The organism is Pseudoalteromonas rubra (assembly GCF_005887095.1).
Taxonomy (GTDB): domain Bacteria; phylum Pseudomonadota; class Gammaproteobacteria; order Enterobacterales; family Alteromonadaceae; genus Pseudoalteromonas; species Pseudoalteromonas rubra_E.
In genome coordinates, this window is the sequence record NZ_PNCI01000003.1 from 66952 (window position 1) to 91876 (window position 24925).

Sequence of the window (24925 nt, forward strand, 5' to 3'; positions counted from 1 at the left end):
GTGTGTTTTAACCAGCTAAACATGTGTGATCACTTCTTTCGTTAAGTATAGGCACGAGTGCCTGTAGACCATGGCCATGATTACATAGTTGATTAAGAACGTAATTACGTAAAAAATGATAGATTCGTTCTATTTTGAAGAATTTTGTAACTTATAGGCCACTGACCTACAAATCCAGCGCAGCCATCTGGGACGGTAGGTCAAAACACCAATCACAATAAAGACCACCATAGTTGCACTACCAAACCAGTATACGAGCCCTCGTGAAACTCCCCAGGAAAAAACACAAACAAACAAAGCGAAAAGGTTCAATCCAGTCCCACCGATACGCAATAACCAAAGCTGTTGCCTGACTGGATGCATAGATGACCCAACAACCTGGCTGTAATGACGATGCATCGCCATACTAAGCAGCGCAAAACCGAACAAAAGTAATATCAGTATCAAAGTGATCAGCATACTAACGGCTCCTTTTTAGCCACGTCCGAGCCTGTATATTGACGAGAGACGACTGCCGCCGCTAACCCAAAGCAAGCGGCAAATAACCACATACAGAGATCAAAACCGAACATCAGCCAGTCTGCGTTCAACAGACTGTTTATGACTCCGTGATGTGTGGTGAGCATATTGGCCAGTGGAATGACAAAATAAACAAGAGCCGCGCCCCAAAGCAAAGTTAACCACTGCTTTTGACTCCGATTAATCAAACAATATAGACAGCACAGCACCAATGCCGCAAACAACACATGCATCTCCCAGGCAGCGCGGCCTGACATGTCAACAGGGAGTAGCCGGTTACTCAGAAAATAGCAGCCGACTGCAATCGGCAAGCCGACCAGAACACCTCTGTTTAGTCTGACGATTAGGGATATAAGTAATGGAGGTGTGGCCTCTTTCATCGTCTGCTTTTTTAGCCAGATGATCATTCCGGATGCAATCATCGCAGCGCCAAATAACCCACAGAGGAAATACACCCAGCGCAGATAAATATCAGCAAACAGACCTTCGTGAAGGTGTTCAAGCAGATCATATACCGCAGCAGCCTGTCCTGCTTTGCCAGTCGCTATCTCAACTTCAACCCGCTCTGCGCGGGCGTGGTACTTGAGTAATGAAGCAAACTCAACCCCTTCACTGGTTTCAAACCAGATCTCTATGTGTTCAGTGTCAGTACCTCTGTCTATGACACCGACAAAGCTGATCGCCTGATCGGTCACTCGCTGTTTTGCATCGGACAGTGCCGTATCTACATTTAACCCAGCTGGCAAAATCTCTGTGACCAGGGTGGTGTATTCCTCCAGCTGAGAGGCATCATAAAACTGACGATGCATCTGTCTGCCTTCACCATATTGGCTGTCAATGACCTTAGACATGGTCACCCCCATGAGCAACATAACGCCGCTGTAGGTGATCATTAAATGAAACGGCAATGGCAATACACTGAAAACATTGTGAATATCCAGCCAGGAACGCAGGCCTTTGGCGCTTCGAAAAGTAAAAAACTCAGCAAAAATCTTTCTGTGAATGATCACCCCGGTCACCAAACCAATTAACATGAGCATGCCTGCCAGACTGGTCAGGATATAACCCACCAGCGGCGGCACGTAATGCAAGTTATAGTGCAGCCGATACAGGGTTTCTCCACCACTGGTATCCCGAATAGACGTAATGTCTCCCGTATTTGGCTCAAGCGGCTTCTCATACCACTGACGACGGACCTGTTTCTCTGGGTCACCGGGCTGTAACCAGGAGATTTCAATGTAAGGATCCCGCGAGGTAGGCAGGCTCACATACCACTGAGATGCATCATCAGCGTGTTCGCCAAGCTGTACCATCGCCAAGTCAATGGCTTGTTTGTCCGAAATACCATTACTTGTAACAATTTCGGGCTTCATCCAGCGGTCAATCTCGTTTTCGAAGTAACCTAAGCTGCCAGTTACAAAGATAAAATACAATAACCAGGCAAACACCACGCCGCTCCAGGTGTGCAGCCAGCCCATGGACTGTCTAAACCTAGCTTTCATACGGCCTCCGATACAGAAAGTAAGTGGATTAGGCCATACAGCAAGGCTGTTAGGGTCGATACCAGCAAAGTTGCACGCAAAGCTGTTCTGACTGCAAATACGCTGAGCACGACCAGAGTATAAACAACAAAACCCCACATCATCCCGGCAACAATGCTGTCCACTTTGTTATCCCCAGGCAATTGAGAAATGGCTATGGCGGCGAGATTGGCGATCGCAAATCCGCCAACCAGGGCAAGTAATACCCGCCAGCCAAGCGCAAAGGCTTGAGCAGACTTTGTTGATAAGCTCATGATATTAAAACCATACTATGAAGAAATAGGCGTCATCTCAGCCACAGTCTAAACAAGTACTATGGCTGAGATGATTTGAGGTTAGAACTGATAGGTCAGCGTCAAACGAATATCACGACCGGCTTCTTTGATACCAACCACGTTTTCATAGCCAGAGATATGACCATAATCGGCAACACTGCCATGGCTGCGGTATGATTCGTCGAGTAGGTTCTGCACAGACAAGTCCACTTTCAATGCCTCAAACGGCGCATAACTAATGTAAGCATCAACCAGTCGATAACTTGGCTTGCTGATGGTTTCCAGTTCAGTGACCCAGCCCAGTTCCATAGAGCGATGGAAAACCTCAATATCATTGAGGCTTGCGACATAGTGATAGTTCCAACCCAGCTTGATCTGCTCATTCAGGCGGTAGTTAAAATTAACATTGACCGAATCGCCGACCGCATTCCCCAGCCCGCCATATTCATAGGCGGCCATGTCGATACCATCGATTGTAACGGGTTTAGTCGAATCCGGGGCAACCGGATCTGGCCAGTTAAATGCAGCGTTATTCAGTTCAACATCATTGTTGTTGTAGCTGAGGATCACATCAAAATTATCCGCCTGATATCCGGCAACCAGCTCAAATCCTTTGCTTTGTAGTTCTCCGATGTTTTCGTAGAAAACGCCTTCGCGGCCTTTAAACTTGTCAAACACCACATCATCTATGGTACTGACATACAGTGACGCTTCCAGCATCCAGGTGCCATCGTTGTATTGCAGGCCCAGTTCAGTATTTTCAACCTCTTCGGGTTTCAGGTTTTCATTGGGTGTTAACTCACCGACTGTAAAGGCATCAGCCACCTGCCTGCCACGCAGTGCTTCGGCGTAGCCCACTGATAGCTTAAGGTTTTCAGCAAGCTCATACACAAGGCCAACGTTTTTACTGACCCCATCCTGTTTTTTGGTTGAAAATACATTGCTAGTTGTCACTGGGTTGCCATTGGCATCTTTTTCGATAACCCAGTCCCCATCCACTTTCACCCAGTTTGCATCAATACCGCTGTGATCAAGTTCATAGCTATCGTGACGCAGGCCAAAACTGACCAGTAAATCATCGCGAAGTTGCCAGTGGTCCTGCACGTAGAGCCCAGTCACTGTGCCATCTTCGTCGTAAATGCCGCCAAAATCAGCATAAGACTGAGAGTCTACTTTGTCATTTTTGCGCTCGATACCATACGTCAGGGTGTGTGCACCGATATCGCTGGTATTGCGAATATCGAAGCCGGTCGTTTCAATCGACGCATCCCAGGTATACAACTCTCGTTTAAACGATGACTCAGTTCGATAAACTGTGGTTTCTAAATTAACCAAAGCGCTGTGATACCAGGTATGATTCAGTACCAAAGTTTCGCGCTCGCCCCAGGATGAGAACAAAGGATCGGTTTGTAGCGGTGCCCAGTTGGTTTGCTTTCCAAATTTGCCTTCTTCTTTGCGGCGCTCAAAACTGACGACCAGCTCCTGGTTATCAGTCAGTTGTGTGTTAACTTTGACAAAACCCAGAGTCTGATCCGCGGCAGTTCCCGGAATTTCCTGGCCATCACCATCTTCCATGTTCTCCCGGCTAACAGTAACATACGAGGCCAGCACACCTATCGAATCAGTGACTTTACCGTACAAAGACACACTTTCTTTGTGACCATCATTGGTGAAATAACTCGCTTTGACAGTACCGCCAAATCGTTCGCTGGCTTTGAGTAAATCATCAGCACTTTTGGTTTTAAAACGAATAGCACCGCCTACGGCGCCTGAACCTGCCGTTGCCTCTCCAGCACCCGCTTGCACTTCAACGCTACGCAGCAACTCAGGCTCTATTGCAACACGGCCAATATGATGGAACAAAGTACTGGTTTGCGGCGCACCATCCACCGTGACATTCACCATGGAATCTTCCAGGCCCCGCACAAAAATCTTTTGTGCAATCCCCAAGGATCCGCCGACCGTAACCGACGGAGTATGGCGAAAAACGTCTTCCAGATCGTTCGCCTGATAATTTTCTAACACCTCAGGCGTGATCTCTGAATTGGTTGTGGCACCAACGACTGCGATCCGCTCTATTTTCTGCTCGTCAGTGTCAGCGCTAGTCTGCGCAGCATAAACACTGGTTCCGAAACCGCTCAGAGCAACCGAACAGGCTAACAAACTTTTCTTAAACAAATGATTTTTATGTGGGGCAAATGGCATGATGTACATCTCAGTCAAACAACAAGTTAAAAGTCTAAATCGGAATTATTGTCATTTAGACTTTTCAGGCAATCACTTTTACAACTGTTACATTTGAGAAATGGGAATCATTATCGTAACCAAAAGGCCACCAGTGGTGGGGTTATGTGCCGAGATACTGGCCCCTACGCTCGCCAGATGGCGCTTTGCCAGCGCCAGACCCAGGCCAAAACTGTCGTTTTCCGCAAGACGAGCATTGTCAACGCGAAAGAATGGCTCAAACACTTTCTCAAGAAATACCTCCGGGATCCCTGGCCCCTGATCCTGAATTTGAATGCAATACTGTTCAGTTTGCTGTGTCAGCGTGATCTGTACATGCTTGCCCACCGGCGTGTAACGCAGCGCATTACGAATGACGTTTTCTACGGCAGGACACAAAGCACGGTGGCAGCTGTTTTGTACAATGGCGTTAGCGGGTGGGTCGAAAATAATACGTCTGTCGGGAAACTCGAACCTGGCATCCTCCACCAGCACATCAAGCAAGTCCACTAAGTCGACGTTTTCTCTTTTTAGCACTGGTTTTTCATTTTCCAACCAGGCCAGTGTCAATGAGTCTTCGACAAGCTTTCTGATCTGCGCGGACTCACGTGCGATCCGTGCAAGGTGTGTCTGAGCATCATCCACATCAAAACCCTCTACCGCAATGTCGAGACGAGTAAGCGGCGTGCGTAACTCATGGGACAAGTCCGCAATAAGCTGTCGCTGACTGGCTATCAGCTCGCCAATTTTGACCGCCATCTGGTCAAAGGTCGCAGCCAAATGGGCAAACTCATCGTTACGTTTTCCCAAATATCTGCCCAGTCTGACCTTAAAGTTACCCCGGCTAAACGCCGAGGTGGCACTGTCCAGCTTGCGCAGCGGAGTAATAATGTGCTGATAAAGTAATACTGACAGCACAGCTAATACCCCCATCGGGATCAGGACCTGAAGCAAAAACTTGGTGGTTGCCCAGTAAGTACCGGGGCGCATCCTGCTGGGTAGCTTTATCAGCAAGCTGGCATTGCTGTGCTCAAAGGGTAATTCCATCACCGGATTTGCGGAAAAATAAAGATGAATTTTCCATTCTATACTGCGCCCAAAATGGTAAGTGCCGACAATGTCTTTGTCTATGGGTTCTCCGGCAAGGTGGATCGCCCTGAAACTGGCGACCGATGCCCAGGTCGATTCTTCCGCCATCAGTTGCGCTAACCAGGCATTCAGTGCCTGAGTATTATTAGCCATGTAGAGTTGCTCAGACTTGATGCGCCACTGCGTCAGCTCTGCACGATCCGCTTTTGCAATCATGCTCATGCTTTCTTCGGTTTTTAATGTCAGAGCATGTAACAGGTAGAAAAATGCCACTAAACCCGTTGCCACGATTAGGCATAATTTCCATAGAAATGTGCGCTTCATTTAAAACAGTACCCCTGGCCATGCACCGTTTGCAGCCGCTCGCCAAACCAGTTGGCATCATTGAGCTTTCTGCGTACCCGGCTTAAATGCATATCCAGACTACGGTCGTATGCGCCAAGCTTTTTGTTCAATACCGACAAATAAAGGTCAGCTTTAGGGACTATGGTATTTTGCTGTGACATGAGGGCCCACAGCAGCTTGAACTGGATCGGCGTAAAATCCAGTGGTTTTCCATGCAGCGTAATAGACTGTGTGTGCAGTGCGAGCGTGAGACCGTCCACGCTTATTTCAGACTGAGTTATGGGCGCTGTGTTACCGTGACTACGCCTTAGAAGGCGCTCAACTCTCAGCAATAACTCTGTGGCATTAAACGGCTTTGCCACATAATCATCTGCGCCGTGACTAAGACCCAAAATACGCTCTTCCTCTGCACCTTTTGCAGACACCATGATCACCGGCTGCTGGCTCGATTCGCGTAGTTTTTGTAGCAAAGTCACCCCATCAAGTTTAGGTAACATTTTATCCAACAGGACCAAATGGTGCTGCTGAGTTCTCGCCACTTCAAGTCCGCGTTCACCGTCAAAGCATTGATCGATGTGATAGCCCGCCTTGCGCAATAAATCAGCCAGATAGGCGCTTAACGTACTGTCGTCTTCGATTAAGAGTATTTTATGTACCACACAAGGCCCCAATAGATAATAATGATAATCAGTTGCAAGTGGTTATCATAAGGACTGACGCTATAAATGTAAATTGTACTCACATGAGGAATAATGATGTTTGTGCAACTAGCCGATGACCATATGTTGTCATCGCTGTAATCGTACTGCCCTGAAAAAAGACGGCTCAATCAGCTTTTACTGCACCAGTATTCATATAAGCTAAACTCACTACTAATTTTTTACCTCATAGATTGAGGTATCTCGAATTTCTTGACAGCGTAACGAGCAGTTCACTGCACTGGCTATCATCGCCCTGGTGAGCTTATCTATTAGTTTTCAGACTGGGAGCAACACGCAATACCGCTAACTCTGCCGACTTTACAAACAGCTAACGGAAGGAGTTACCGATAGCACGCTCTCCTGCCCAATGTACCCAATGCCCTTAATAAACAGTCAATTTACCCCCCAGGCCGTGGGGTTTACAGCTGTACAAATAAACGCTAGTTTTGTACCTGATAATGATAAAAAGGGAAATACGTAATGCGAAATAAGCTGCTTATTACATGTGTGAGCCTTTGTTTAACTGCCTGTGGGGGCAGTGGTAACGAAAGTGGGAATGACAACCTCCAACCACCTGGGTCCAGCCCTCTGACACCACCAGATAATAACCGTCTGCCGAGCTCGCCTCAAGCACGCCCCGATATCTCATTTAATGAAGCCATGATTGAAGACGTCGAACACTTTGTCACACTGGCACATTCAGTACAGTACTTTTATCCCTCTGAAGCAGTTAGCGTATCAGACTGGCCACTCTTTATTGCCGAGAGTATTGTCGAGTTAAGCCAGACAGAGGACGCGGCGCGCGCAGATAAAGGTATAGAGTTACTAAGACAAATCGCGCCCTATGTTACAACGCAACAAGGCCACTTGCCCACACTAGAGCAGCAAACCCAGGTTGCGGCCTGGCAGCAAAATGCGCCGTTTTCCCAGGTTTTATATGAAAGAGGTCTACGCTCAGGTCAATACGGCTCACTCAGTAATCAGGCGTACATGCCCAGCAACCGATATGCGACACTGAACTACGGCCAGCAAACAGTGTATATCCCTTTGTACCTGCCTACACAAACTCAGTTGACGGGTGATACGTTTTCCCGAGTCGGCCGCTGGCAACTGACAGAAAACTTTGCACAGCCGGAAATATGCATGGCGACCGTCTCTGGCATGTGGGCCATGATCCAGCACTTTTGGCCTTATTTTCACCAGATCGAACTCAACTGGACGCAAAGCCTTAAGCCGCTATTGAATGCCTGTACTGAATCGGACCTTACGCAAAGAAACACCCGCATTTATACCGAATTCACAAAGCTCAATGACAACCACCTCAGTATCGCCTTACCAGACCCCGAGTTACTTCCTTTTGACTATAACATGCCCTTTTTCTTCGAAATGGTTGAAGGGAAAGCCATTGTCACGCGAACGGAGCAAAACAACCCGTCGGATATCGAGGTTGGCGATGAGATAATCTCAATCGATGGTGAACCGGTGCAGACTTATTTGCAAAACCTCGCTGCTAAATCCCTTTACAACCAGCTACACCGGGTTAACCGGGTTGCACGCATGCACTTTTACAAAACCTCGGCGACACCCGTTCGCTACGAGATTAAAAAGTCAGACGAGCGTGTGATCCAGCAAACCGTTACCCCGCTTAAGAGAGAGGGCTCTCTCAAATTCGACGGCCTCAGATATGTGCCTCATAGCGCAGACGTGCTGGCGCCTTTAGGCGACAACATTTATCGCATCAACGTCTATAATGTCGAGCAGCAGGCCCTCGGCTCACTCAAGTCACAGCTGGCAGATGCCAAAGCCGTCGTGCTGGATATGCGCCATTACCCAACCAGCTGGCAAGGCTGGCAGGGCGTACTCAGTTGGTTTATTCAGACGGATGCTGTCAACAATACGCTTGCCCAGTACTGGCAAGGTGCCCCCAATCAAAGTGACGTGCAGGTACAAAGCCTGCCACAGACGATCCACGTCGCACAGGACGCACTGAATATTCCGGCAATTGCGCTGGCCTCCAGAGAAAGCCAAAGTCAGAGTGAGCATGCACTTGTGTTTGCCCGCGCTGGCGGAATAAAAGTCCTGGGTGAAGCCACATCAGGGATCAACGGAGAAATCTTTGAAGCGGATTTCTTTAACTTCTCGGATGACTTGTCTCGCAGTAGTATTTTTGTGTTTACCAGTATGCTCGCAAACCGGCTCAATGGTGAACCCTTGATCAACGCGGGCGTCGAGATTGATATATGGGTACCCAGGACGATAGAAAGCGTCAGACAACATCAAGATAACCAGCTGGAAGAAGCTGTGAACTACTTAAAAGCGCAGCTTGAGTAACACGACTTGCGCATCTATTTGCGTGCTTTCATCACTCCTTGTGATGAAAGCACGTTTGCTATGAGATTATCGATTCACACTCAGGCGTGAGGTTAGCGCAACATCAGCAGTGCTGCTGACTGGGCAACGCTGGGGCTGAAAGACTTTCGCTGTACAGAGCTGTGCCCGGTTTTGTTGTTATGTCAGATCCAGCCCAGCGATTTGGCAATCAGACGAATACCCAACAAAGCAGTAAAGATCAGTACAGAGAAACCCAGTATATTGGAGACCATGGTATTTGAATATTTGCCCAACATGCGCTTGTTGTTCATCACATACAGCAAAAAACCGGCAATGATAGGCAATAGCAAGCCATTAGCAAACTGCGCCAGTAAAATGATCTCTATGGGTTTAATATTTGCCATGGAAAGCACAGCCCCAATCACTATGATAGTCACACTGATCAGACGAAATGCTTTGCCATCCACTTCAGTGTTCAATTGCAGTAGCTCAGACACCACGTAACTGGTTGCCAATGGCGCGGTTATCACACTACTCAACCCCGCAGCAAATAGCCCGATACCCAGCAGATACTTAGATAAACTTCCAAACAAGGGTTCAAACACCTTGGCCATATCCATGGCGTTATTGACGCTGAGTCCAAGCGTAAAGATGCTGGCTGCCGCCGTTGAGGTCACCAATATCGCAATGAGGCCACCCAGACCAATTGAAATTGTGGTATCTGTACGTGCCTGAGGGATCTCGTTGGGATCCGACCAATGTGATTTGGCCGCCGAGGCATGTAAAAACAAATTATAGGGCACCACCGTTGTTCCGATCAACGCGATCACCGTCAGTAAAGACCCTTCAGGTAACTGGGGTGTCACCAAGCCTTTGAGCAGTGCTGTCAGATCAGGGTCCACCAGAAAAAAGGTGATCACAAACGCTAACGCCATAATCGAAACCAGTGCGATTAAAATGCGCTCAATTTGTTTATACGTTCCGAGCATCAAAATCACCGCACCAAGGGCTGTTAAAGCAATAATCGATCCTCTGAATACCCACTTACCCGGCGCAGTAATGGCCTCAATACCCAGCGCTGCACCTACCAGATTGCCCGCTTCATATGCGGCATTACCAATACAGATAGCAACAATAATCAGAGCAAAGAGCGGCCATTTCCAGACAGACTCCCGTAACGACTCATGGATCACCTCCCCCAGTCCTTTTTGTGTCACGATTCCCACCCGGGCCGACATTTCCTGCAAAATAATCGTTGCTATGGTTGCAAACACCAGTGCCCACAGCAAAGCATATCCAAATTGAGCACCAGCCAGCGTACAGGCGGTAATTGTGCCGGGCCCGATAAAGGCTGCGGTCACAATCACACCTGGTCCCAGATTTTGCATTTTCTTTAACATGACTCACGCTTTCCTGACAGGTACTTTGGCATCCACTCAACTCACCTCGACTAAATTTTGAAACGATTTACGATGGCTGCCAACTCTGCCGCTTTTTCGCTGAGATTGGTGCTGATCGCTAAGTTTTCGGTACCGATTGAAACAGACTCTTTACTGTGCTGCGAAATGGACTCTGTACGCTCCGATATTTCTTTGTCTACAATGTTTTGCTCTTTCGTCGCATCGGCAATGTGTTCATTCACATTCATAATTTCATTGATAAACAGCACTATCTGCTTGAGGGACTCGGCAGCGGACGCAGCCTTATCGACGGTGATGGCACTATAGCTTTTGCTCGAGCCCATTGCACGAACCGCTTCTTTTGAGCCGTCCGTCAGCGTGTTAATCACGCTCAGGATCTGAGCTGCACTTTTTTGTGTCCGGGTGGCCAGTTCCCTCACCTCATCGGCAACCTCAGCAACCCCCCTGCCCTGCTCTCCCGCTCGCGCCGCTTCAATGGCAGCATTCAGCGCCAACAGATTGGTCTGCTCAGCTATTTCCTGGATGATAGATAAAGATCCGGAGATCCCCTGAACATCCCCTTCCAGTTTCGAGATAACACCACTGGCTTCATCCAGCTTTTGCGCCAACGTGTTCACCGAATTCATGGCCTCATCGACCTAATCGCGGGTATCTTTGGCGCTGCCATCGGCATTTTTGGCAGAATTTGCCGCTTCATTAGCATTGCGCGAAATTTCTTCTGCTGATGCTATTAGTTGCGTCATTGCCGTCGCAATCAGTTCGGTTTCTGACTGCTGGCGAAGCAAAATGGAGTTAATATTTCCGGAAGCCGAAGAGATTTGCTGGGTTTCATCAACAACCTCATTGGTCAGCTTCGCAACCTTTTTGATTAATTCATGCAGCTGCCCTAAGAAAATATTAAAATCCCGACTCAAACTGTCAAACTCAGGAACGGTAAAATCCGGAATGCGTACCGTTAAATCGGCATCTCTGGCTGCGTAAATATGGATGGTGCCTTCAAACTTAGATAAGGGCACTGTAATGCTCTTACTGATGATCAGGCCTAAAGCTGCAACGCCAACGGATACCACTAGCGTGAACAACAATATATTCGTAATGCTCTCGTAAAGCTGGACTTCATTTTTATCTCGCATTGACTTGACCAATGCATCCACATCATCGGTATAAAAACCCGTGCCCACGACCAGGTCCCATTTGGCAATATAAATACTATAAGCCAGCTTGGGCAAAGGCTCTGTCTGACCCAGCTTGGGAAAATAATAAACGGAGTAGCCGTCACCTGTTTTTGCAGAATTAATAATATCCCGTACCAGGTAATTGCCTCTTTTGTCTTGTAAATCGATAAAGTTTTTACCAATCCCCTGATCACTGTCTCCCTGCATTACCCGGGTGCCATCGGGTTTAAAGCCAAACAAATAGCCACTACCACTGAACTTAGTGTTCTTCAGAAGTGCAATGGCATCTGATTGTGGATGGTCGCCCTGCAACAGAGGAGTTAAAGCTGATTTGGCTATTTCCAGATATGCTTTGAGCTCAACGCGTTTCATCCGCATCATCTCTTTACGGCTCAGGTCAACCTGCACTTCATTGAGTTTTTTGGCCTCAAGATAAGTAATCAGGGTCACAACCGATGAGATGATGATCACAGGGATCAATGACAACAAGATCAGCCTGGATTTTATTTTGAGTTTCACGCTGTTCGGCCTCTTTATTGCGCTACTCTAGGAGCGCTCTTCGATGTCTTTGCCGGTCTGCGGCGACGTATCGTATATGGATTCTTCCTTGTTGTAGTGTTTAAGATACTCCTGCAAGATTTTATCGTAAGTCCCGTCTTTTTTGATTTCCCGCAGCGTTTGCTCAACTTCCAGCCTGGTTTTATCCAGGGCTTTGGCCATAGAAAATGCGATAAAACTGGGTATCTCATAGCTGTAACTGGGGACTTCAGCAACCAAGTCTTCAATCCCGAGTTGCTTAATGATCTCAAACGCGCCCAGCCTGTTGATGATCACCACCTCGACTCGGCCGGCAAGCAACAGCTCAAAACTTCTTCGCCCTGTGTCTGTCGTCACCACACTCTCAAATACGCCGGTACTGATGGCCTTATCGATCTCAGATCCATAGCTCACTTTGTGCATCACTCCTATCCGGTAAGGCGCCAGGGAGTTGAGCCGGCCGTCAAAGTGAATATTGTTTTTCCTCAGGGTAAACAGCGCAATAGACTGATCTATCAATACTTCGTCCGCATAATCTAAAAACTTGAGTCGTTGCGGGGTTTTATAAATAGTGAAAATACCATCGTAGCGGCCCGTTTCGACTTCTCTGATGGCCCTGCCCCAGGGTAAAATTTCAATCGTATAGGGCTGCTCCATGCGTTTGAATACTTCTCGTACCAGTTCAACGGCAATGCCACTGGGACCATTCTTCCCCTGAAACTCATAAGGAGGGTATTCCAGCGTCACGAGTTTGATGACTCGCTCCTCGGGTAAACTGGCCCCCAGCAAACATAGCAACGCAACGAAGTGAAGTAGCACCCGACAGGCCATAGTTACACCGTCTCTCGCCGAGCTGTTTGTATCATATACCCAGCAACTGAGTAATGAGGCCGATACAGTGACTTATGTAAACACCAGACCATAGTTCAAAGACTCAGCTGAATCTTAATGTATGCCCGACGCCCTCTTGGGTCGCCAGTTCTGGGGTCATAGCTGCCCGCAATACTTACAAAGGGTGGATCCTCGTCGGTTGCATTGACGACCCCTGCTATGAGGCGGGTTTCGGAGTCATCTCTGATAACCTCGCCAAGATTGACACTGTATTGCAAATCAAGGGTATTGAAAGAGCCAATAGACTCTCCGCTGACATCGTTTTCATAGCTGGCCACATGACGCAGGTATACATTGGCACTGTGCTCACCATCAGACCAGTTCAGGCCAATGCTTCCTCTTAAACGCGGAGCCGGATTGCCAACCGTATTGCGATTGAGCTTGCCCAGTCCATCACTGGTGTTACCAGATGCATCCATCAAATCGTAGCTCAGCAAATAGGTGGCTTTAAGTTGTGGTCTGAAATCCCCCATATCGGTACGATACATAGTGGTGGCACTGATGTCCAAACCAGAGGTATCAATGGCCTCAGCATTGATGAATTTGGTATTGACGATAGAGATAGTACCGGCCGAGGTGCGGATCACCCGATTTGGGTCATTTGGGTTGGCATTGACCACCGCCTGATGACTCTCTCGTGTCAACACATCCTCGAAAGAAAAGTCCCAGTAATCAACATCCACAGACAACTCATCAGCAGAGAATGTCAAGCCAAGATTAACCGCCTGTGAGGTTTCCGGCACTAGGTCTGGGTCTCCCACTGTTCTATTGCCGCCAAAGGTTGTGGACCCGTCCTCAGGGTCGGTTATGTTGGCAAAGTTTGTCTGTACGCCCTGAAGTTGATGCACAGAAGGCGCTCTAAAAGAAGTACTGTAGGTTCCCCTGAACGAAAACATGTCATTGGCCAGCCACAAGAAGGAGACTTTTGGATTGGTGGTGTCACCGCCAAACTCGCCATAATCTTCGTAGCGTACTGCCGCGCCTATTTCTAAGTCGAGTGTCACAGGCACAAGTACTTCAGCAAACAGCGCTTTTACATCGCGTTCACCATAAAAGTTCTGGTTACCAATCAAAAAGGCAAAACTATCTTGCTGAGTGAATGAATCGTAGACATTGTTGATAGATTCATCACGATATTGCATACCAAGCGCGTACCCTACATCTCCCCCGCCCACTTCAAACAAAGATTCGCCGGTTATGACCAGTTCATAAACGCGCATTTCTGATTCAGCATCGCCGATGTAGTCACCGATAATGTAGTCTCTCAGTCGTTCATTGTCCGGCTCGTTCGGATCAAAAGGATTGAAATAGAAACACTCGCCCTGCCCAGCCTGAGATGCCCCGCTGCACTTTGTCCCGCCGAAACCATATAAGGCAGCCTGGAAGTTATCTGTGATAACATCTCTGGGGTTCAGTATGGCGTCGTTTGCCGCGGCAACAAACGAAAACTGCCAGTAAATGCCTTCGGTGATTTCGCCATCTCCGCCTATCGCAAAGCGCGATGTAGTATGGTCGTAGTAATTGATTTCAGTCGGTTTTCCCACACCATAAGGGCGACCTCTGAAGAAAATATCTTCGCCGTAGGGATTGTCGGGGTGACTGGCCAGCACGCTTGGCGCATTAAGCACAGGAAAACTGGGCGACACCTCCCGGGTTATTTTATTCCTGGCATAGCCAAACTCCGCCCATAAACGTGTTGTATCACTCCAGTCCCAGGATGCACGAGCGTAGGCTTGCAATCTGTCTTCGTTCGGTACTGCGGTGATCTGTGGTCCAAAGTCGAACAAACAAAACGAATTGCCATTCGACCCTTCGGAGAAAATCCCACCATTTTGTACACAGTTTGGATCCGCAACCGTCAGGCCGCTGGGGTTGTTCTCGTCTGCAAGAGAAGGAATAACAAAACTACCGGGATTTCCGAAACTGCTGGTTGCAGGCTGTAGCCAATCCACTTCGTCGAGTAATAAACTGGAGCGTTCAAGAAAACTGACCGCAAATAGCATATGACCGGTGTCGCCAACATAACCACCATGGGCAAAGTCTATTTTAGTGTCATCCTGATCTCCATCGCTCCAGCGTGTCCGATACTCATACTGGATTTCTGTGCCTTCCATATCATCACGGGTGATAAAATTCACAACCCCGGCAACGGCATCTGAGCCGTAAATGGCAGATGCGCCATCTTTGAGTATTTCGACTCGTTTAATTGCCAGAGTTGGCACCAGTGAGGCTGTATCAACAAAGCTTGCCCCCTGATCGGTTACAACGGCAGACGTGACTTGTCTAATTCCGTTCTGCAGCACCAATGTGGAAGACACACCCAGCCCCCGGAGGTTGACGTTCGAAGTGCCCGCAGTGAAGTTCTGTGACAAATTATCTGAATTGTTTTGCGAGCCTGCATTAAACGGCAAAACTTCGATGAGATCTCTGACATTATTGGCACCAATATCCGTCAGGTCACTCAGTTCAGTACTTGATATAGGAGATGCGCTCTCTGACTGGACCGAGCGCCTAATCCGCGAGCCTGTTACTGTGATGGTCTCAATGGCGCTTTGCTCATTGCCTTGGGCATTAGTTGGTGTTTCAGCCACGACCAGAGCCGGACAGAGTAGTATAGGCAGAGCCCGCATTAGCAGAGATTGGGCTCTGAGCGAGGAGTTGCACATGATTTCACCTTGTTCTTTCTGACGGTAAAGTTCTCAAGTGCTATATTTCCCTGGAGTACGACAGCTACCAACTCGCTGACACGTCTCGCCAGTGTAAGGCTTTCGCTCTGCCGCTAGCAGCGATACAAGTGTCTTAGTAATACAAGTAAGACACTTACATCAGATAAGTAGCCAGAATTACTCACCTAAGGTGTGGCAAAACAATAGACACAAGGTGGTATCGCTCCTACAGCATTTTCACATTGCTGTGTTAAGCATAGCCTGAGATTTCAAAGTCATGGTAAAACTGTGCGGTTTTTTACCCAATATGGCCGACTAAGCGCAAGCGTGCCTGGCCAATTTTCCCAGGCACGTCCGATTACCGCTTTCGTCTATTTACTCACCCGAAGCGTATAGCTGCCCGCGCCTGAGTAGGAATAGACCACAAAACGATAATAACCAGATGATGCACTGTAATTGATCGACTCCGTGGAGGTGGGTGTTTCGGAAATGGCAACCTGTTGCCAACGACCATTGAGCCATTTCTCTATTTTCAAATCAAAATCGGCACTCGCCGGGCCGCTTAGCGACAAACCTATGGTGCCGCCCCCATACTGAAACCAGGTGCCATTTGGTTCAATCGCACTTTGCTTATCGCTCAAAGTGCCGGTGTAGGTATCCGGTTCAGGTTGGGTGGCCGACTCGATAGTGAAAGAGATGGTTTGTGCCGGGTCGGAAATATCGCGGATCCTGAGTCCGGAATCACTGCCGTTCCACCACAGCGCATTGGTACCCCGAGACGTTTGTGCATTGGGTAAAGCCTGGGTAAATTCTCCCGCCACATCGAACAAGTCGCTGCCATCACCACGGTTGCGTTTGTATTCCGGGTCCCGATTGCCGTCACCATGCTCCATCTGAATGTACGGATACCACTCATTGGAGTTACTGCCACGACTGTCGACATGCCACACAGCCAGTCCCTGATCGAGTTGTTCGGAGTTTTGCCCCGACTTGTGAATGGCTTCTATGTAAAACGCTTCATTACTGTTGGCCGGATTCGTCCATTTATAAGAAGTACCGCTGTCTGAGGTATGACTTAGCCGGCCCGATGGCGCATTGGCGTTAATCGCGGGGTTTAATTCTGTTACTGTGTCCCAGCCAGCAATGGCTCTGAAATGCGCCACTGGCGGCGTTGGTTTATAGCGATTGGTCGTGCCAATGGCGCCGTATCCCATCACACCAAAACTGGCAACGGATCCTTCAGAGCTACCATCGTAATCATACAGATCTGGCCAGTTGGTAATTAAGTGACCCGATTCATGAACAAACGTGCCTATCGCCAGGCTGGCGCGCATATCTGTGATCTGGTAGCGGTCAGTACAGACGCCATCGGCACAAAAACGCGGACTGAGCCTGGCCATATGGGGCCACAACCCCTTTGACCAGGCGCTGTCCGAGTTACCGGCATAGAAGATATTCAGGCCACGAATTTGATTACTGCTGTTGGTGGTCAGCTGAGAAAAGTCAAATCCCTGTTGATATTCGAGCCATTGTAATGCTTCATTGATCAGCTCCTGAGAGCGAACCGTCGAGCTTAGACTGGAATCGGCATAATATGCTTTGTTCTTTTTCGCGGTGTAATACTGTGTCACCGTGTTGGTGTAATCCAGCTTATCGCCTGATACAGATCGAAAGTAGCCCCTCACCGACTGAGCATTACCAAATTCAGTGTAGTTTAAATCATTCAGAAAACGCTCTACCTGTGCTTTGGAAATGCTGCCCCGTTCATCCGGAAAATCGATGATAATTGTCAGCCCTTTCACCTGACCGCTGATCTCTTCTGCCCCCTGAGTATGGATCATGGACGAGTGAGAGACTTTATTGCTGCCCAGCATTTGTGCGCGTTTTGATGCAACTAACGCAGCTTTTGCGACATCACTGAGACCAGCCTGTGGCTCACTAACTGCAAGGCGCTGAACAGAGTGCTGGCTCTCAACTAATTGACCAGTTGAAACCAGCGTTGCGCCATCCGCGCTGACCTTAGCATAAGCCATGCCTTTAAGTGTTGCATCGTAAACAGCCAGGCGACCGTCCGCGGTCCGTTGCTCTGCGTAGTAATCATTACCTTGCAGGTATAAGGTCACAGTCTGACCATTCGGCTGAGTAAATTGGTAACTCGTATTATTGTAGGGGATTGCGGCCTGAACCAGTGTGGTCACAGTGACCGCACCGACAGCCAATAAAGCGTGTAGTGTTCGCATAATTAAGTTCCTTTACATGTGTAATAGCCCCTCCCATATCAGGTTTGATATGAAATTGGGAACTTAATTATTAACCGTATTTTTACAACTTATCAAATTTAAATTTTTATTACCTGGACGTCGATCTCCTGTCTCCACCAGGTGTATGTGCAACCTGGCCGCACCACCGCCGCAATGTGATCCGTGTAGCAACTGGCTTATCGCTTTGCTCGGGCTGCTGTTTTGCCTTTGCAGCAGACCAGGCGTCAGAAATGGCGTTATTTGCCAGTAATTGCACATAAAGATCGATAGAAGGTGTTAATTCCGAATTAATCAGCGTCGGCATTGAAGCCATTAATTTGTCCCGCATATCCGATTGCAGTACCCGTGATTCAACCACAGTGTCGAATACTGCCAGTTGCCATCGATAGAAGTCATTGAAAACGGCCTGCCCACTGGCATTTACCTGAGTCGCGACGGATGATTTAAAGCGCATAAACCCGCCCCAGTCTCGTAAATGAATTTGTGTATTTAGCAGGTTCAGGCCCGTCCCTGCGGCATGACCAAACTGCTCCGTTTCTGAGTGAAATAAAAAGGCCCGAATATACATCAGCTGGGCATTTCGATAGCTATTGTTATCAAAATACAGATTGCCCAGGTTGTTCTTAATGTTTGCAATGATCTCTCTGTCATCTGAGAGCATCATAGCTTCTTTCAGTATACCTGTGGCCTTCTTATGCTGACCCGTAAAGCGATAAACCACCGCCAGATTATTCGCAATCCGGGCGTACTGCTTCTCATCAACGACATAATTTAATGCACACTCGTTAAGCTGTTGTGCATATTGATAGTCCTGCATACGCCTGTGGTATACAGCTAAAGAGCCAATAACATGGATGTGCTCTCCATGCAGATAACTTTGCCACTGTTCTTTGCTCAGTTGGTTGATAATACCCGACACAGCAGCCGCATCATGTGAGCGCACACCCGATTCCAGACCGGCAAGGTAAACTTGCAATAACCCTTTACTCGGCTCCTCGGGCAGCTTGTTATTCACCTCACGAAACAAGGCGACCGCCTGAGTTGGGTTTTTGTCATTCAGGTCTTTCAGTTGGTTTAACGTTTTGAACAGCTCCGCAGGTGTTAAAGTGACGGCAGCGGAAAATAACAAGCTTGTGAGCATAAATCAGAGACACCTAATTGCAATCTAGCTAAGCATGGTACAGATACAATTAATATACCAGAGAACACACTGAACTCTGATTGACCATCATTAATGCAATTCGGTCAAAAAACGCCCCAAAACACACACAAAAAAAACACAATTGTTAACGAAAAATCCAAACCCCAACTTTACCCACATCAGAACCAATACAGGAAACCTATAATTTTATTGGTAAAAAATAGACAAAAAAGCAAAATATTAAATTATTAATATGAAATTTCTCATTTATATGTTTACATTTGGAAAACACTGCGATAGCATGAAGTCGTTCCTTAGGGCATGGCTTATCACACGGGCCATTCCAAATGAACTCCCGAGAAGTAGAGCTTACCAACAAGGATGTTGGTTTATTGGGTATTTCCTGGCACAGTTTTGTTGCTATTGGAGGTTAGGCAGGACATTTCCTGCCTTTTTTTTTGCCTGTAATCTTGTACTTGCCAAACTGACTTACTTTTGGGTAAATTTAGTAAAAATAGTACAGCGGACACTTATGACTCTCAGACTACCTCACTCCGTTCTTGTCGTCATTTATACTACTCACAACGAATTTTTACTGTTACAACGCGCAGACGATCCCGGTTTCTGGCAATCTGTGACGGGCGGCGTTGATCCCGGAGAGTTACCGATTGAAACGGCTTACAGAGAGTTACTCGAAGAAACAGGCATCGATGCAAAGGCGCTAGGGGTGACTATCAAAGATCATCAAAAGTGCAATCAGTACACCATCAGAGAGCAGTGGCGGCACAGGTATGTGGCAGGTGCGACTGTTAATACTGAGTATGTATTCAGTGTCTGTGTGCCGAGTGGTTGCGAAGTGCGGCTTGCGCCAGGAGAGCACCTGGCTTATCGCTGGCTCACCCAGCAACAAGCAGCTGAGCAAGCCTGGTCAACCAGTAACAGCCAGGAAATTTTATCAATTGAACTGGTTTAATTTATCTATTGAGCTGGTTTAAATAGCAGCGTCTGCCAGGTGACTGAGGCTCTGCCCTGCGCATCTTCTTCGGGTTCAGTTACCTCAAGACAATGCAAGTCTGCCTTTTGTGCGATATCAAGAATATACTCTACCGAGCAATTTTGCATGCCGCGCACTTTCAGTGCTTCCTCATCATCACAATGGCGCAGCTTGATAGCCAGCAAACCATGCTGGTTTAGCAAAGTGCGCAAGGTCAGCATTGCCTGCTGGCCGGAACTGGACTGCAAATAGTTAAACACCGAACTGACCAAAATCACATCAAAGGCAGCATGGTTCTTACGTACTTTGTACAAACAGGGCAACTCATCCTGATACCAGTTAACCGGCATATCGCGGGTATATGCTTGCCCCAGGCGGTTTAATGAACACACAGGCTCTACCGCAACCACTTCTGCATTTTCAGCCTGCTCAGCAAAAAACCGGGCATCTCTGCCAGCTCCTGCACCGATATCCAGGAACTTCAGACCTGTTTCAGACATCAATGGCGTCACAAATTTTAGCCAGGAAGCATGCAGCATCTCAAAGCGATATGATTGATACACTTTGGCAAGTTGTAGTGCATTGTCTTCGTAATATTGCATAGGCATAGATGCTAGGCTCCAACCGTTGTTATATATGTTCCTGATACAACACCATCATAGACAATAATAAAGGCACAATTATGACATTTTGGTTAAATATGGCCTTGGTTCAGTCAAGATTAACGCTTTGATTTAGTGACAAATACGTATACATTGGTTGCCATATGAAGGGCTCAGTTCCGCGAATTATTCACGACTAATCGCAAGTAACCTGTATGATTGAGAGCACGTCAGGATTCCCCCTATTTTTGCAGCCTGTTACCTGCGTCAGGGATCCATTACACCAGGAGTTTTTATGTCACTAGATTCTTTACAGACCCCGTGTCTATTGCTGGATAAGCAAAAGCTACTGAACAATATCAATCGGCTAAATAAACAGCTGGCGCGCTTTAATGTGACCTCGCGACCACACCTAAAAACCCTGAAGTCGGTAAATGCCGCTCAGTACATGCTGGGTGATCTGTCGGCGCCCTGCACGGTTTCGACGCTGCAAGAAGCACGACAGTTTGCTCAAGCGGGTTGCAAAGATATCACCTATGCCGTGGGGATCAGTGAACACAAATTACCTGAGATACTGGACCTGCAAAACCAGGGCATCACTATACACATTCTTATGGACAGCTTCGAACAGGCGCAATTTGTCCATGCTTTTTGTCGGGAAAATGATTGCCAGTTGAGCTGCCTGATCGAGATTGACTGTGATGGCAAGCGGGCCGGCATAAAATCGGATGATCCCCAGCTCATTGCCATTGCTAAAATTCTGCAAAGCGCAGAACTGTTTAGTGGTGTCCTGACCCATGCTGGCGGCGCATATGACTGCCGCAGCCTGGACGAAATCAGAGCAATGGCACAGCAAGAACAAGCAGCCGTGCGCGATGCCGCCAGCAAACTGGAAAGGCACCAAATCAGCTGTGACGTTATTAGCGTAGGCTCCACACCGACTGCACTGCTGGGTGAAGGGTTTGACCAAGTCACCGAAGTTCGTGCTGGCGTTTACGCTAGTATGGATCTTGTTATGGCTGACCTTGGGGTATGCCAGCCAGAGGATATCGCCTTAAGCGTCCTTACCAGGGTGATTGGTCATAATCAGGAAAAGAACTGGCTGATCCTGGACGCGGGCTGGATGGCCTTATCACGCGACCTTGGTCTGGCGTCACAGCCAGGCGGTTACGGTCAGGTATGTGATGAAGCCGGACACGTTTTACCCGGGCTTTATGTCAACAGTGCCAATCAGGAGCATGGTATCGTCGTGTTACCAAACACACTCAGCACTCACGACTTTGCCATAGGTACTTTACTGCGTATTTTGCCGAACCACGCCTGTGCCACCGCCGCGCAACATGCGGGGTATCAGGTGATCTCGGATGATGAAATGGACTACTGGACACGTTTTGGCGGCTGGTAATGGTCCACATTCAGCATTGTTGCTATAGTACAGACACGGAAATAAAGAAGGAATAAACATGGACCCTATCACGCTCATTCTCGACTACCTCCTCACCGTTGAGGCCTTTTTACTGATTTTTATCATCTTTGTGCTCAAAGGTAGCATCAAGTTTGTGCCGCAAAACCGCGCCTGGATCATAGAAAGGTTTGGTAAATACCAGTCCACCAAAGAAGCCGGTTTGAACTTTATTGTGCCTTTTATCGATCAGGTCTCTGCCGATCGCAGCCTTAAAGAGCAAGCCGTCGATGTGCCTTCACAGTCGGCCATTACCCGCGACAACATCTCTTTGATTGTAGATGGTGTGCTGTACTTTCGGGTGCTGGACCCTTACAAAGCCACCTATGGCGTCGACGATTACATCTTCGCCGTCACTCAACTGGCGCAAACCACCATGCGTAGTGAGCTGGGCAAAATGGAGCTGGATAAAACCTTTGAAGAGCGCGATATGCTCAATACCAATATTGTCTCTGCCATCAATGCCGCATCCGACCCCTGGGGCATTCAGGTACTCAGATATGAGATCAAAGACATAGTGCCGCCCAACTCAGTAATGGAAGCCATGGAAGCGCAAATGAAAGCAGAGCGGGTTAAGCGTGCGCAGATTTTGGAATCGGAAGGTGACAGACAAGCCGCCATCAACGTAGCCGAGGGTAAAAAGCAAGCCCAGGTACTGGCTGCAGAGGCAGAAAAAGCCGAGCAGATCCTAAAAGCAGAAGGTGAAGCAAAAGCCATTATCGCAGTCGCAGAGGCGCAAGCGGATGCGCTGAGAAAAGTCGGTGAAGCCGCCAACACAGAAGAAGGCCAAAAAGCCATTCAGCTCGACCTGGCCAGTAAAGCCATTGTTGCCAAAGAGGCCATTGCCCGTGAATCTTCCGTGGTCTTGTTGCCTGAAAGTGGCACCGACCCCAGCTCTTTGGTGGCACAAGGCATGTCGATCATCAACAGCCTGAATAAAAAGCAAAAGGAGCAGCCGTGACCCTGTTTGTTGAACACCTGAGCCAGATCCTGATTGTACTCGGGCTGCTGGCTTTAATCATAGAAGTCGCCGTACTGGGCTTTGCCACCTTTGTGCTATTTTTCCTCGGTCTGTCACTGGTCCTGAGTGGTTTGATGATGTCTGCTGGCTTACTGGACGCCACCCTGATGAATGCATTGTGGGTTAATGCGGTATTAACCGCCGCTCTGGCAGGCGTACTGTGGCAACCGCTCAAGCGTATGCAAGCTAAAACGCAAAGCACAGAAGTAAACAGCGACTTTGCCGATATCACCTTGGTACTCAGCGATGACCTTAATGAGCAAAGCCAGCTCACCCATGCCTACTCCGGGGTCACCTGGCAGCTAAAAAGCGAAACGCCTATTGCAAAAGGCACCACGGTCAAAGTGGTCAAGAAAAGTGTTGGGGTACTGTGGGTGGAAGCGCTCGGTGACGAGTGACAGTAGCACCTTTTCGCAGCGCAAGGCAGTTAGGTCAGGGAAGACCGTTCAACCTGCTACAGGCAATATTTCACTCTGTGTTTGTATAGCTTAGTTCAAAGTCTGTTTTGTTGATTCATCCATGAAGTCCAAGCGGTGCGTTTGCCAGAATCGGCCGTCCAGGGCCTGTTTTACTATTTTTCTTTCCCAACAAAATACCAAAGCTGGCTACGGCGTCCTGCCTCCAGTGTTCAAATCATGCAAAAAGCGGTGCTTTTAAAACGCATGATTTTCACTCATCGAGCCTGAAAAAGCAGTGCTTTTTCCGGGTGGGTGAAGTAAGACCGACGATTAAGTATCGTCGCAGCTTACTGAAGTGAGCGCATGGATGCGCGATGGCCCCAGCTACAGGGAAGTAAATCAGCTCGGTGTTTGTATAGCTTAGTTTAACAACTACATCGTTGATTCATCCATGAAGCGCTAAGTAGTGCGTCCGCCAGAATCGGCCATCCAGGGCCTGTTTTACTATTTTGCTTTCCCTGCAAAATACTGAAACTGGCTTACGGCGTGCTGCCTCCAGTGTTCAAATCATGCAAAAAGCGGTGCTTTTTCCGGGCGGCTCTCAGCCTCTAAAGTCGGGGTCATCGGTACTTCGTCACAATTAAAAAGTAGAAAAGTTTCTCTGTCTCAATCCCCTCTAAAGTCGGGGTCACCGGTACCGTCTAAGTCAACTCGAGTTCAAGAAATTGAATCGTCTCAATCCCCTCTAAAGTCGGGGTCTCCAGTACTATAGCGGATCGAGGCCGCGTCGTACAAGGGCTGTAGGGGGTAAAAATGTCGATGTCCTGTCGGCTGTTCCCAAAACCGCTGACTTACTGACATTTTAGCCCTTCTTAAACGAGTAAAAGTTATAAAATTCAATGGCATGCTATCTAAGCTACTGACAAAATGTAATTTTGGCATTGGCAGCAGATCGTAACGCATTGATTTAGCGTTTATAAATTACGATCAGAGCAACTTAGCATGCAAAAACACGCTTTAATGTAGGGTATTGAATAGAAGCAGCCTTTAAGCCAATTTACGAAAAAATGCCGGGCGTGAAACCAAAAAATTAAAAAGACACCCAGCCCAAAACTTGTGCGCCAAACCTCCACCGTCTACGCTTGTAATCAGCTCCAAGGATAAGGACGAACAAGATGCCAACCGCACGGAAGAATCAAATCAGTTTGGTGGACACCAAGTACTATCACTGCATATCTCGCTGCGTAAGACGAGCCTTTCTGTGCGGTGAAGACAAAATAACCGGTAAATCTTATGAGCATCGCAAAAATTAAAAAGACATATATGGACGCT

At 48.0% G+C, this 24925-nt stretch carries 19 protein-coding genes and 1 pseudogene; 6 read left to right on the forward strand and 14 right to left on the reverse strand.

The features are described 5' to 3' along the window. Window positions 1–129: 129 nt before the first annotated feature. From CWB99_RS01710 to CWB99_RS01735, 6 genes are all read right to left on the reverse strand, one after another. Window positions 130–459 carry a DUF3325 domain-containing protein gene (locus tag CWB99_RS01710; protein WP_138550901.1) on the reverse strand — a complete coding sequence of 110 codons (330 nt, stop codon included), beginning with the start codon at window positions 457–459 and terminating at the stop codon, window positions 130–132. Beyond that, window positions 453–2021 carry a PepSY-associated TM helix domain-containing protein gene (locus CWB99_RS01715; RefSeq protein ID WP_249331608.1) on the reverse strand — a complete coding sequence of 523 codons (1569 nt, stop codon included), beginning with the start codon at window positions 2019–2021 and terminating at the stop codon, window positions 453–455. Before CWB99_RS01715 ends, CWB99_RS01710 begins: the two co-directional genes overlap by 7 nt. Beyond that, window positions 2018–2314: a hypothetical protein gene (locus CWB99_RS01720; protein WP_138550900.1), complete on the reverse strand. Its 297-nt coding sequence runs from the start codon at window positions 2312–2314 to the stop codon at window positions 2018–2020. Before CWB99_RS01720 ends, CWB99_RS01715 begins: the two co-directional genes overlap by 4 nt. Before the next feature lie 81 nt (window positions 2315–2395). Then, window positions 2396–4540 carry a TonB-dependent receptor gene (locus CWB99_RS01725; protein ID WP_138550899.1) on the reverse strand — a complete coding sequence of 715 codons (2145 nt, stop codon included), beginning with the start codon at window positions 4538–4540 and terminating at the stop codon, window positions 2396–2398. An 87-nt stretch (window positions 4541–4627) separates the two neighbouring features. Then, a complete protein-coding gene (locus CWB99_RS01730; RefSeq protein ID WP_249331611.1) occupies window positions 4628–5935 on the reverse strand; it encodes a sensor histidine kinase in 1308 nt (435 codons plus the stop codon). Between the two features lie 32 nt (window positions 5936–5967). Beyond that, window positions 5968–6651 (reverse strand): response regulator transcription factor, encoded by a 684-nt coding sequence (locus CWB99_RS01735; RefSeq protein ID WP_138550897.1) that lies wholly within the window; start codon window positions 6649–6651, stop codon window positions 5968–5970. A 522-nt stretch (window positions 6652–7173) separates the two neighbouring features. On the opposite strand from CWB99_RS01735, the gene CWB99_RS01740 reads away from it, so the two are divergent. After that, window positions 7174–9024 carry a S41 family peptidase gene (locus tag CWB99_RS01740; protein ID WP_138550896.1) on the forward strand — a complete coding sequence of 617 codons (1851 nt, stop codon included), beginning with the start codon at window positions 7174–7176 and terminating at the stop codon, window positions 9022–9024. A 182-nt stretch (window positions 9025–9206) separates the two neighbouring features. Here CWB99_RS01740 and CWB99_RS01745 read toward each other — a convergent pair whose 3' ends face one another. The 7 genes from CWB99_RS01745 to CWB99_RS01770 all read right to left on the reverse strand — a co-directional run bounded on the left by CWB99_RS01745 (window position 9207) and on the right by CWB99_RS01770 (window position 19116). Further along, window positions 9207–10424: an Nramp family divalent metal transporter gene (locus CWB99_RS01745; RefSeq protein ID WP_138550895.1), complete on the reverse strand. Its 1218-nt coding sequence runs from the start codon at window positions 10422–10424 to the stop codon at window positions 9207–9209. 50 nt (window positions 10425–10474) lie between these two features. Next, a complete protein-coding gene (locus tag CWB99_RS24515) occupies window positions 10475–11071 on the reverse strand; it encodes a methyl-accepting chemotaxis protein (RefSeq protein WP_249331613.1) in 597 nt (198 codons plus the stop codon). Window positions 11072–11083: 12 nt separating this feature from the next. After that, on the reverse strand, window positions 11084–12139 hold the full coding sequence (locus tag CWB99_RS24520; RefSeq protein WP_249331614.1) for a cache domain-containing protein: 1056 nt from the start codon (window positions 12137–12139) through the stop codon (window positions 11084–11086). Between the two features lie 27 nt (window positions 12140–12166). Next, a complete protein-coding gene (locus tag CWB99_RS01755) occupies window positions 12167–12988 on the reverse strand; it encodes a substrate-binding periplasmic protein (RefSeq protein WP_138550894.1) in 822 nt (273 codons plus the stop codon). 95 nt (window positions 12989–13083) lie between these two features. Next, on the reverse strand, window positions 13084–15714 hold the full coding sequence (locus CWB99_RS01760; RefSeq protein WP_138550893.1) for a TonB-dependent receptor plug domain-containing protein: 2631 nt from the start codon (window positions 15712–15714) through the stop codon (window positions 13084–13086). A 371-nt stretch (window positions 15715–16085) separates the two neighbouring features. Then, window positions 16086–17954, reverse strand: a complete 1869-nt coding sequence (locus CWB99_RS01765; RefSeq protein WP_138550892.1) for a M6 family metalloprotease domain-containing protein — start codon at window positions 17952–17954, stop codon at window positions 16086–16088. Between the two features lie 109 nt (window positions 17955–18063). Beyond that, window positions 18064–19116 carry a tetratricopeptide repeat protein gene (locus tag CWB99_RS01770; RefSeq protein ID WP_138550891.1) on the reverse strand — a complete coding sequence of 351 codons (1053 nt, stop codon included), beginning with the start codon at window positions 19114–19116 and terminating at the stop codon, window positions 18064–18066. A gap of 532 nt (window positions 19117–19648) precedes the next feature. On the opposite strand from CWB99_RS01770, the gene nudB reads away from it, so the two are divergent. After that, entirely contained in the window at window positions 19649–20089 is a 441-nt protein-coding gene (gene nudB / locus CWB99_RS01775; protein WP_138550890.1) for a dihydroneopterin triphosphate diphosphatase, read from the forward strand. A gap of 5 nt (window positions 20090–20094) precedes the next feature. Here nudB and CWB99_RS01780 read toward each other — a convergent pair whose 3' ends face one another. Beyond that, a complete protein-coding gene (locus CWB99_RS01780; RefSeq protein ID WP_138550889.1) occupies window positions 20095–20718 on the reverse strand; it encodes a class I SAM-dependent methyltransferase in 624 nt (207 codons plus the stop codon). A gap of 289 nt (window positions 20719–21007) precedes the next feature. Between CWB99_RS01780 and CWB99_RS01785 the strand changes: the two genes are divergently transcribed. The 4 genes and pseudogenes from CWB99_RS01785 to CWB99_RS24525 form a co-directional block, all read left to right on the forward strand. Further along, entirely contained in the window at window positions 21008–22117 is a 1110-nt protein-coding gene (locus CWB99_RS01785) for an alanine racemase (protein WP_138550888.1), read from the forward strand. 58 nt (window positions 22118–22175) lie between these two features. After that, window positions 22176–23135 carry a slipin family protein gene (locus tag CWB99_RS01790; protein ID WP_046007417.1) on the forward strand — a complete coding sequence of 320 codons (960 nt, stop codon included), beginning with the start codon at window positions 22176–22178 and terminating at the stop codon, window positions 23133–23135. Continuing rightward, on the forward strand, window positions 23132–23593 hold the full coding sequence (locus CWB99_RS01795; protein WP_138550887.1) for an NfeD family protein: 462 nt from the start codon (window positions 23132–23134) through the stop codon (window positions 23591–23593). The genes CWB99_RS01790 and CWB99_RS01795 overlap by 4 nt, the downstream gene beginning before the upstream one ends. 1175 nt (window positions 23594–24768) lie before the next feature. Beyond that, window positions 24769–24903 (forward strand): annotated as a pseudogene (locus CWB99_RS24525) (transposase); the annotation flags it as partial. Window positions 24904–24925: the final 22 nt, after the last annotated feature.